The organism is Lonepinella sp. MS14434 (assembly GCF_042468235.1).
GTDB lineage: Bacteria > Pseudomonadota > Gammaproteobacteria > Enterobacterales > Pasteurellaceae > Lonepinella.
Window position 1 is genome coordinate 1,006,976 of sequence record NZ_CP170386.1, and the last position, 11,538, is coordinate 1,018,513.

Below are 11,538 nucleotides of genomic sequence, written 5' to 3' on the forward strand. Positions count from 1 at the left end.
ACCTATTATAATCATCGACTAACTTTCAGTGCCACGAGCTTTAAAACTCCAAATCGTTTTTTCCAACCCTTGCTTTGCCGTAATGGGAAGTTTTTCAATGCCTAAGGCTTGTTTGATTTTTTGATTACTCACTACATAACTTTCGGTTAATTTTTTCAAACGTTCAGAATTAAGTGGTAAATGTAAAACATCACCGATTTTAGCAGACAGTTTAATTAGCCCAGCAGGAATTGACCACAATTTTGTTTTTTTACCCAATGTTTCAGACATTAATATAATCAACTCATTAGTGGATAAAGTCTCATCATCTGCAAAATGATAAACTCCCGATGCTAAATTATCTTTCAATAACATCTGCTCAATCAAAAAATTCAGATTATCAATGCTTAGAAAAGAGCGTTGATTATGAAAACTTGCCAAAGGCCAAGGAATGCCTTTTTCAACCACTTTATATAATAAATTGAGATTACCTTTATTGCCTGCACCGTGAATCATACAAGGACGAATGATAAACAAACGTTTTCCAGTAGGCAAAGTTTGGCTTAATAAAAACTGTTCAGCTTCAAACTTAGATTTACCATAAGCGGTTAATGGATTAGGTGTTATGTTTTCATCTACCACATTATCCGCCATATCAGCTACCGCTTTTACAGAACTAAAATAAAAGAAATCTCGAATATTGGATTGCAAAAATTGTTCAAATAATGCGATGGTCAGATCTCGATTAACCTTGAAATACTCAGATTCATCACTGGTGTTTTTTGTATCGTGTGCTTTACCAGCCAAATGAATAATGGCATCCGCATCTTGGTCTAGATCTTTCTTACAGTTCTCACTACGTAACGAAAGTGCGGTGATTTTATAAGGACTTTTTGCAAAATATTGCGTTAAGTTTTGACCAACAAAACCTGAAGCACCTGTAATTTGGATAATCATATTTTTCACTTAAATTGCTCTAATGTTTTTCTATTGATTAAGACTCTTTCCTTATCAAAAATCCAGCCCCATTTATTAAAATAGACTTTTGCTGAATTAACAAAAATTTTAAATAGTCTTTTACTTTTATTTGCACCTGATTCATAACCATGATGTACTGAGACCTTAGGGAAATAAATGGTTTTATATTTTTGATGCACACGTCTTGAAAGATCCCAATCTTCAAAATACATAAAGAAACGATCATCATAAAACCCGATTTCTTTTAAAGCGTCTATTCTAAATAAAGTAAAACAGCCTGATAAAATTGGTGCATTATATATCATTGTTTTATCAATATTGCGTAGTTCATATCTCTCAATAAATTTATCATAAATAAATTTAGGTTTTTTTAATTTACGCATCAATACGGAATAAGGAGATGGTAATAATTTAGGCAAATTTTGAATAGAGCCATCCGAATTTAAAATCTGTGGCATCATCATGCCAACAAATTTATTCGCGTTCATATAATCAATCATTGTTTGCATAACATGCGGTTTAAAATATACATCAGGATTTACTACAAAATGATATTTTGCATTACTTTCAATAGATTTTTGAATGGCTATATTATGTGCAGCCCCAAAACCAGGATTGGTGGGGTTTGAAATATAAACTACATTTTCGCTTTGCACAATATCTTTTAATTCATCTGTTGGTGAGTTATCAATAAGATAAAGTGTAAATGCTTCATTTAGCTTAGAGTTTAATAAACTATTTATAGCTTTTAATAGCTCATTTTTATCATTTTTATATAAAACTATACATGTAGTGATCATATTATAATGCTCGTTAACCTTTATCTAAACTTAATAAATAGATACTAGAGTATTCTTCAGCCATTTTTTTTGCTGAAAGTTCATAAGAACTAAACTCTGACGTTTTATTTAAAATATCATCTGATATATCTGTAAGTAAAGTTCCTGCTTTGGGATTCAAATTTAAAAACTCTCTATGAGATGGAATATCAGAAAGTAATGCGTAGCACCCACATGACACCCCTTCTAATATGCTCATAGGATAACCTTCCGCACTTGAATTAGAAACAATAAAGTCAGAAGATTGATAATATTCTTTAACATTTTTTACTCTACCTATTAATTTTATGCTTTTATTAGATAGCGTCTTACATCTATCTAACTCATCACCATCACCTACAATAATCAAAATTGAGTTAGGTAATTTCAAAGATAAAAACAGAGAAATAAGCTCTGGAACTCTTTTTCTTCTTATTAAGTTCCCAGAAAAACAAAATATTCTCTTATCTATAGGTAACCCTAAATTGATTCTTAGTTTTAACTTATCTTCTTGTGTAATAGGATAATATTGAGATTGTTCTACCCCATTATTAATATATGTAAAATCAACATTCCTAAGATATTTTTTTAACCCATTATATACGGATTCAGAGCACCCAATCACTTTATCAAATCTTTTTCTGTTTAACATGCAAAGATGCATAATACTTCCTAAAAAACCTTTTACCCGACCATAAACTTGATAGTCTTTAAATATTGTGCTATGCAAAGTGGTTATTTTTTTGAAATCACCATTTAAACCAAATACAAATCTATCTGCCGAGAATCCATGAGAATGAAATATATCTACAGTATCTCTAAATTCAAGAAAAAATTGTTCTTTGTCTATAACTTTATCAAAGTATATTACTTCTGAATTACAATAGTGATTAAACTTAGATACAATCTCTTGGTCAGTATCAATACTACTTAATGAGAGAATTTTAAAATTAAATTTGTCATAATCCATGTTTCTAGTTAAATTTAATAACATATTAATCGGTCCGCAATTATAAATTTTGGAAACGACATAGCAAATTCTAATTTTATTCATTAGGTATCGTCTTCATTAAAGGGTTAAAATAATCTTCCATTACATACGGAAATTGGAAGTGATAAGTTACTATTGCCTGAATAATTACATACAATAATAAAAAAAGATAGCCAACATTCCCAAATCGTTTAAACACTGGCTGTAACAAATAAATCTCTGTGAATGTCATCGCCACAGAGAATCTTCCACTTAAAATACTAAAGTCAGCAAATCCAAATTTCAATCCCACTCCGACAGTGTAAATAGATAGAAATATAAAAAATATTTTATTTTTACAAAGTGTATTATTTAAAAATACAAGAATAAATAAAAAAACAAGCAATGATCTTATATTTGGCAATCTAAATAATCCGACACTTTCAGAATACTCGCTATTAGAATATAACTCTACTCTACTTGATAGATTTAATAATAGATCTATCAACACATATTTAGCCATCAAGAAGGAAAAAATAAGAACAATAAAATATAGAAACTTTATAGTTGTTAGTTTAATGCCCCATTTTTGAACAACCCCATGAATCCATAAGAAAAAACAGCCAGCTAGTAAGGCTGGAATTGCCAATTGATGAAATATAATAGCCAAAAAGGAAATGATTAAAAACTTTAAATGTCTATTTTCAGAAAGCATAATAATCGCCCATAATGCCAATGGGATAGATACACCTTGCCTAATAATCATGAACTGTAACGATAAAAAATACATTGATGACAAATAAATTAATAAGAAAATCCAAAGCTCTAATTTATGTTTTATTGCCACCTTAAATGTTACATAAAATATCAATAATGAAAATACTAAAAATAATAATACTGGACTATTATCTGAAAAAAAATGAATAAAATAGCTATACCATCCAAAACCAATTTCCATATTAGTTTGAGTATAAAATTCAGTAGGAGAAAATAGGCTATAATTTAATATATTACTATAAACACCATAATACACGTCAGTGTCTCTAGTCCCTCCCCTATTTCCCACAATAATAGCCATGATAAGTATTATCAATGATAATATCCAATAACTAGGTCTAACTATAATTTTCATAAGTAACTAAATTTTGCTGTGTTGTAATAGTAAAAATTGTTATGTTATATTGTAAATTCAAGAGATAAACATTTATATTCCATCATCTAGAAAATAACTCATATTCCAAGTTTCTTGAGTTTCCCAGATAAAATCTTCAAATGCTTTTCATCATTATAATACGATTCAAAATGATCTAAAAAACACTGATATAATTTATCAGTATCTATCTCTTTCTTGTGATGCTCTATAATTAACTCCGCACATGATTTAATATTAATAGGAGTCGATATTTTTATTCCAAATTCTCCCAACTCAATATTCTCTTCAAAATCATCTATCACATTTGTATAAATCGGTAAAAGCCCTGCAGCTAAATAAGAATTCATTTTAGTTGGCGTACTGACATTATTTACAATATGATTTTCTCTTATCAAAAAAGCATATTTATATTTTGCCAATTCTTCAGGCAACTCATTCAATGAAACATACTTCGTTGTGGTATTTTCTACCCCATACTTAGAGATTAAAGTTTCTGCCTTATCTTTATCTGCCGTTAAGATGGTTAGCTCAGCACTATTATTCATATGATATATTTCTTGAAAAATCCTCAATGTATCATCAATACATTGCCAAGCAAAAAGTCCTCCAGCATACACAAATTTGAGAGATTGGTATCTTTCCTTATTAATCAATTTTCTATCTAAACTTTGATTATAACAAGGAATGATTACCGATTTATCTTGCAGACAAATTTTATACTTCTGTTCATAATATTTGAGCATTCTTTCAGATACAAATAAAAAAAGATCTGAACGCTTTAAAGCTTTTTTATCAAAATAATTTAACACTTTTCCGACAAGGAAACTTCTTATTCCTTTTCCATATAAAAGCTCATATTCTTCTGAATAAACTCCTTGAAACCAACTTATTATTTTCTTTGGTTTATTCCTAACGAGATATAAGTCTCTAGATCTTATATTTACAAGAATATCCTTAGACGAAATATCTTTAGTATTTCCAGTTCGGCAAATATCGTATTTATCAATATCAAATGCTCTCTCTATCAAATTACAATAATACTCTGTAGCATCATTTAATGCTTGAGATGGTAATAAAAACTTGACAATTTTTTTCACTTTACTTTCTCCTAGTATTTAACAAGGCTTTTAACTTTTTCTCTTAGTTTTAATAAGGATGAAAATGCCCAATATGGTAGAAAATTATACAACATACTGACTTTTGTGCTCTTTAAAAAAGAATACGCTTTCATTTTTATATGCCATTCTTTAGATTCTCGATAGCCTTCAGAAGAACTTAAATAAATAGGTAATATATACCCAAAGGAACTCATTTGAGTTAAAAAATTAATAGTATATGACTTAATATTTCCACTCAGATTAGAATCATTTTCAATAAATTTATCTGATATATGTATAAACACTTTTTTTATATGCAATCTGTTTTTTATTTGATTATTCAATGTCATACTCTGTTCTTCCCTCCCAATAAAATACCTATAAAGTTCTAGCCCTAAATAAATAACATTATGAGAAAAAAACAAAGGAGTCATTGCATAAATTGTATCTACATAGAATGTTTTTTCAGGTAAAGATAGCCTTGATGTTCTTAAAACTTCCGTTTTATAGGTCATTCTTGCCATAGAAAATAAATTATCAACATGATGTGTGGTATCAATATTTTTCAATTCAATTATAGTATCTTTTGTTTGATTTGATAAAGATAAAACTTCTTTTCTACCTTCAAAAATATACTCTTTTACATAATCTGTAAGCACAATATCAACATCTAAGCTATCTAATTTAAAAAGAAAACTCTGATAAACATCAGAATCAAACCAGTCATCAGAATCTAATACCTTAAAGTATTTACCTGTTGCTAACTCCAAACCTTTATTGATAGTAGAACCATGACCACCATTTTCTTTATTTACTACTTTAAAGGTTTGGGGGTGTTTCTCTTCATATTTCTTAGCTACAGCATAAGAATTATCAGGGCTACCATCAATAACCACTAAAACTTCCACTTTATTCATTAAACTTTCATCAAGAATTAACGAATCTAAACAGCGTGGTAAATATTGTTCTGTGTTGTAGGTAGGTACTACAATAGTTAGTAATTTTTGCATAATTAATGACTCAATAAATCTTTAGCTTCAATAATGTTGTCTTCAATTGAACAATATGTCCAACTGCCATATCTCCCTATAGAATAAATTCCATACTGAGATAATTCTTTCTTTTTACTCTCCACATCTTTAGTTGATTCACTATTAATATGGACATAAGCAGGATCCATTAGAATCGCTTCATAATCTAATAAAATTTGATCATTGCTTATAAAACCAGCTTTTTTAAGATCACTGAGAACGCGACCTAACCAAGTAGAAGATTCTACAGTTTCATTTTTTGCAAAACCCAACTCTACATACATAGACATTTTATCTTGCGATAGAATATTGTCATAAAATCCTACTCGATAAAAACAATACTGTTCTTCAGGGCAATAAATCCAATGGTTGATTTTATCTTCCCCTTTTTTATTGAAACCAAGATTAAAAACTAATACCTTATTCCAATTATAAATATCTTTGTCATAATTTAGTTTGACTAAATCCAACAACTTAGGAAATGGCATTGTTGATATTAGACGATCATATTTAATTACATCACCTGTTGAGCAAGTTACTGTTTTTTCATCTTTATTGATAGCAATAACTTTTACATTTTTTTTGATTTTATTTTGATCTAATCTACTTGCAATAGAATTAACATATTCTATTGCTCCGCCAGTTGGATAAACAAAAGTAGAATTGTACGAACTATCATCAGAATTTTTAAAATTTCTAATAATTTCTTCTTTTTCAGCAAATGGGAAAAAACGCCCCATCGCATCTTTATCTAAAGTATCTAAATCACAAGCATATAATTTCGTATTATAAGGAATAAGAAACTTATCTGCGATTGACTTGCCAAATTTTACATATAACATTTCTTTAAACGTAGAATACACTTTACTGTCTGCTGTAAATAGATCATACAAACAATCAATTAATTCTTCTTTTGATAATTGATGAATGTTTTTCTGAAAAGGGTAATCCACCAAAAGATCTTTATATTTTATACAAGTCTGTTTTATTACCGTAACGAGCTGTTCTTCAGGCACACCTGACATCACTAATTCTTCAATATCTTTATCCCTAAAATGGAAAAAATGACCCGAATAATCCCATACAAATCCATTTCTTTTTGTTGTTTTACAATAACCACCAATTCTTGAATCTGCTTCAAGAATTAAATAATCATCATGACCACAAAAAAGAGCATAACTTAAACCTGTAATACCTGCACCAATAATGATGTCCATCACTTTCTCCAATTAACACTATTTAAAATTTCTACGACCACTTTATCTTTCTTATATATTAAAAAAGATAAATATACAATTCCTGCTACCACTGGATATAATATCAATGAAATAGCATCGACGAAATCAAATTGCCAACACATAATAATTGTTATAACTATTAATACTGTACCAATTAAATAATTTAGAATACTCGATCTTAACCTGTTAAATGATATAATCGTCCTTATACAGAAAATCTGAAATAAAAAGACTGATACTTCAGCCAATAAAGTTGAAAATGCTGCACCATAAATACCATACTGTGGAATTAAAAATACATTTAACGTTAAACAAATAATCGCTCCAATAGACACGCTATAAATAACCAATTTTTGTTTATTTAATGGGTACAACATTTGAATACCAAACACATTTGTTAAGCCTGCCAATAAAATAATTGGTGATAACATTTGTAAAACTAGAATTGAAGGCTCATATAAACGCCCTGAAAATACCATAATAATATTTGGTGCAAGAATAATCATCATACAAGTTAAAGGAATGCTAGTAAAAGATGTAAATAGAATAGATTTTTCAGCCAGTCTAGCAAACTCATTTTTGTTATTGTGTTGAACTAAATTAGACATCCTAGGCAATAAAACAATGCCTAATGATGTAACTAGGGTAAGTACCACTCTATAAAATTTAATCGCTGCTGAGTAATAGCCAACGGCTTCTTCCCCTTTATAAAACCCCAACATAATGGCATCTAAATTCACATATAAACTAATAATAATATTAAGTGTAAAAAGTTGTAAGGCTGGCTGTATATGCCTTTTTAAATTCAAGTCTTTATTAAAATAATCTGCAAAATTAGGAATATACTTATACATCCTTACAATATTAAATAAATTATTACCAACGGATGAAAATACCAAAATCAGTGCGTAATTAATTAAATCATCTTCATTTTTAACAAACAAAAAAATTAAAACGATAGCAACTAAACGCACCAAAATGGCTCTAATAGTAATAAATGCAAAATCTTCAATAGCTTGAAAAAACCACTGCACACCTAAAGCATTAAATATAATACTTAAACTCAATATATAAAAAATCGTTTCATTTGTTTTTATCTGCGGTATAGTTTGAGCTAAAATAAAAACAACCACATAAGCAACTATACTTAAAATAACGCCAAGTAAAAACAGTTCAACTGTGATCTTTCTTTTTAGTTGCTCATCATCTCTATATTTGGCGACTTCTTTTACTGCGTAAATTGGTATACCTAATGATGCAATAAGTAAAAGATAATTAACGAAAGCATTTAAAAAATCAATCGTTCCTATACCTTCAGGCACCAATACCCTGAATACATAAGGTAATGTGACAATAGGGAATAAGATACCTGTAATTGTGTTGATAATATTAAATACAAAATTCTTTTTAACACTAGGCATTTTTTTCACTAGATATAATTTTCATAAAATTAACAATTCTCTCACAAGCCCTACCATCCCCATAAGGATTATGTAAAGCACTCATTTTCTGATATTGCTCACTATCATTTAATAGTTTCTGTGTTTCAGCAATAATTTTAGCTTTATCTGTTCCTACCAAAATTACTGTTCCCACTTCAACCGCTTCAGGGCGTTCAGTCGTATCTCGCATGACTAATACAGGTTTACCCAAACTTGGGGCTTCTTCTTGCACGCCACCTGAATCGGTAATAATCAGATAAGATTGATTCATCAACCATACAAAAGCAGGATAAGCTAAAGGTTCAATCAATTGAATATTTTCTACATCTGATAAAATTTCATAAACAGGCTTCTGAACATTTGGATTTAAATGCACAGGATAAATAATTTGTAAATCATTATTTTCTAAAGCAATTTCTTTTAATGCTTCACAAATATTAATAAATCCTTGACCGTGATTTTCTCTACGATGCCCAGTAACCAAAATCAATTTTTTATCTTGATTGATGATTGATTTTAACTGATTTATTTCAGTATTGTTTAAATCTTTAACTCGTTCTGAACTATCCAATAAGGCATCAATAACGGTATTGCCGGTTATTAAAATATGTTGCTCATCAATCGCTTCATCTAATAAATTTTGTTTAGATGTAGCCGTTGGAGCAAAATGGTATTCTGCAATACGTCCTGTTAACTGACGATTAATTTCTTCAGGAAATGGCGAATATTTGTTATGCGTTCTTAAACCCGCTTCCACGTGACATACTTTTGCCCCCGAATAAAAAGCAGCAATGGATGCTGCCATTGTGGTCGTTGTATCACCGTGAACATACACATAATCAGGCTTAAATTCTTCTAAAACGCCTTTCAAACCCGTAATAATATCCGCAGTCAACGTGTAAAGATTTTGATTTTGCTTCATTAAATCAAGATCAAAATCTGGTTTAATTTCAAAGAAATCCAATACTTGATCAAGCATTTCACGATGTTGAGCTGTTACACATACTTTTGCTTCAAAAGCATTATCTTTTTGAAATGCTTTGACTAATGGTGCCATTTTTATCGCTTCAGGGCGTGTGCCAAAGATGATTAAATTTTTAATTTTCATATTATTCCAATTATGTATTAACTGTTCATCTCTAAATAAAGTTTTTCTATATTTGATATGTCATTATATTTAGACAACATCTGCAAACCATTCAACTTTGCTGTGGCAAAATGGAAAATATCAAATTTTCGTTTTTCAAAATTTTTTGCTATTTCAATTTTTTGATTATTTTCTTTTGCCAAATATGGACTGGCTGATCACAATCTAATCATTTAAATCTATATCTGAATTAAGCTTTTTAAAACTATTTTCTGAAAAAAAAGAATTAGCTAAATAATCAGAAAACCGTTGTTCATAATTACCCAGTTTATCATTATGATAATTCTCTTTTTTCACATCACTGCGATTTTGTGCTGAAATATAAACAAAAGGTTTATTGCTTTCAATTCCTGTGTTTAATTTCTGGTGATTATAGTAATAACAATCCGTATATTGCAAAAAAATCAGTTTTTAAATTATCAACTATTAACTTTTTAAAAGGAAAACCCTTTGTATTAATAGAAATATTCTTCAAAAGAATATCTGACGAAACAAATAAAAGCGTAAACAAACATTCCAAAAACTTGTTTTTCCCTACTCCATTTTCCCCAATCAGCGTATAAACTCGTTGATTGGGATCAAATGGGCTTCAATAGTGCCAACGCCTTTGACTTGTTCAAAACGTAAAGTTAAAAATGTTTGTTTCATCACTTATCTTATTTTTTATTAAATTTTAACTTAACTTCTCATACTGGAATTGGCTATCTATTATATCGTAAACTTCCACATCTAATGCCACTAATTTAGATGGATTAAAAATAGTTAGATTTATTCCGTTTTTATGTAAAGAGCTTCTAAATTCAATACCATCATATCCCACGGATTTAATCCACTCTGAAAGATATTGTGTTGGTAAATAATCCAATTCACTATCGTACCTTCTTCTTGGTTTTGATAATTCTTGCTCTAATTTTTCAATGAATGCTCGATTTATAGTCAATTCTTCCAGTGTTTCATTCTCGGATAAAGCAAAAACATCGTACTCGCTCAAATTAATAACACTAATATTTTCTTGCAACTCAAACCTAGCGACTGTTACATAATCAAATAAACTTGCCCTAACTTCATACAAACCAGTTAATTCTTCTTTAGCTAAGTACAGATAAGAAATACCTTCAGGATTTGCCCTGCCAGCCTTCGCTAAAGAATTCGGTGGATTAGCCATTTTATCTTTTGGAAATCCAGAAGAATCACTACTGATTCTAGTACGATAATACAAAGCTCCTTTCGCTATTTCTTTTTTAAAAATTAGAAATAAATCAGCTAAATTTCTTAAATCCAATGAATTTTTCAAGTGAAACCTATTCTCATTCTTTATTTCTTCTGAAAAACGCTCCCAAGACACTGATAATTGCTGAGATTTTTCATTAGAAATTTTGAATTTTACTTTATTCTTTGACAAATCAATGTAGTAATCTATTTCATTTTTTACAATATCCTGAATCAAAAAGTTAACTTTTCCTTTATTAATTAGCTTTTCAGAAAAAACTTTGTTGTTAAATGTTGATAAAATAAGCTTACCAATATCATCACCATCAGCATCTACAATAAATAAATCAAGAATACCCTTAAAAAAAGAAATCAATTTTGATGATTCGCAAATAAAAGTATCTTTAGTTTCGCAATAATCACAGTCCCCTTTGCTATTATCCTGAGAAATAATATTTGCCAAATAAGCACTCTCA

At 29.2% G+C, this 11,538-nt stretch carries 10 protein-coding genes; all 10 read right to left on the reverse strand.

Annotated elements, in window-relative coordinates:
• Positions 1 to 18: 18 nt before the first annotated feature.
• Complete coding sequence (locus tag O1Q79_RS04890; protein WP_386693250.1) at positions 19 to 936, reverse strand: NAD-dependent epimerase/dehydratase family protein; 918 nt, start codon at positions 934 to 936, stop codon at positions 19 to 21.
• Between the two features lie 5 nt (positions 937 to 941).
• A complete protein-coding gene (locus O1Q79_RS04895; RefSeq protein ID WP_386693251.1) occupies positions 942 to 1,757 on the reverse strand; it encodes a glycosyltransferase in 816 nt (271 codons plus the stop codon).
• A 13-nt stretch (positions 1,758 to 1,770) separates the two neighbouring features.
• Positions 1,771 to 2,769 (reverse strand): glycosyltransferase family 4 protein, encoded by a 999-nt coding sequence (locus tag O1Q79_RS04900; RefSeq protein ID WP_386693252.1) that lies wholly within the window; start codon positions 2,767 to 2,769, stop codon positions 1,771 to 1,773.
• A 52-nt stretch (positions 2,770 to 2,821) separates the two neighbouring features.
• The gene (locus tag O1Q79_RS04905) at positions 2,822 to 3,823 is read right to left on the reverse strand and encodes an EpsG family protein (RefSeq protein WP_386693253.1); all 1,002 of its coding nucleotides are present in this window, start codon (positions 3,821 to 3,823) and stop codon (positions 2,822 to 2,824) included.
• 152 nt (positions 3,824 to 3,975) lie between these two features.
• Positions 3,976 to 4,995 (reverse strand): hypothetical protein, encoded by a 1,020-nt coding sequence (locus tag O1Q79_RS04910; RefSeq protein ID WP_386693255.1) that lies wholly within the window; start codon positions 4,993 to 4,995, stop codon positions 3,976 to 3,978.
• Positions 4,996 to 5,006: 11 nt separating this feature from the next.
• The gene (locus O1Q79_RS04915) at positions 5,007 to 6,005 is read right to left on the reverse strand and encodes a glycosyltransferase family 2 protein (protein ID WP_386693256.1); all 999 of its coding nucleotides are present in this window, start codon (positions 6,003 to 6,005) and stop codon (positions 5,007 to 5,009) included.
• Positions 6,006 to 6,007: 2 nt separating this feature from the next.
• Positions 6,008 to 7,243, reverse strand: a complete 1,236-nt coding sequence (locus O1Q79_RS04920) for a protoporphyrinogen/coproporphyrinogen oxidase (RefSeq protein ID WP_386693257.1) — start codon at positions 7,241 to 7,243, stop codon at positions 6,008 to 6,010.
• Positions 7,243 to 8,685, reverse strand: a complete 1,443-nt coding sequence (locus O1Q79_RS04925) for a flippase (protein ID WP_386693258.1) — start codon at positions 8,683 to 8,685, stop codon at positions 7,243 to 7,245. Before O1Q79_RS04925 ends, O1Q79_RS04920 begins: the two co-directional genes overlap by 1 nt.
• Entirely contained in the window at positions 8,678 to 9,814 is a 1,137-nt protein-coding gene (gene wecB, locus O1Q79_RS04930) for a non-hydrolyzing UDP-N-acetylglucosamine 2-epimerase (protein ID WP_386693259.1), read from the reverse strand. The genes O1Q79_RS04925 and wecB overlap by 8 nt, the downstream gene beginning before the upstream one ends.
• A 712-nt stretch (positions 9,815 to 10,526) precedes the next feature.
• Complete coding sequence (locus tag O1Q79_RS04935) at positions 10,527 to 11,525, reverse strand: RES domain-containing protein (RefSeq protein WP_386693260.1); 999 nt, start codon at positions 11,523 to 11,525, stop codon at positions 10,527 to 10,529.
• Positions 11,526 to 11,538: the final 13 nt, after the last annotated feature.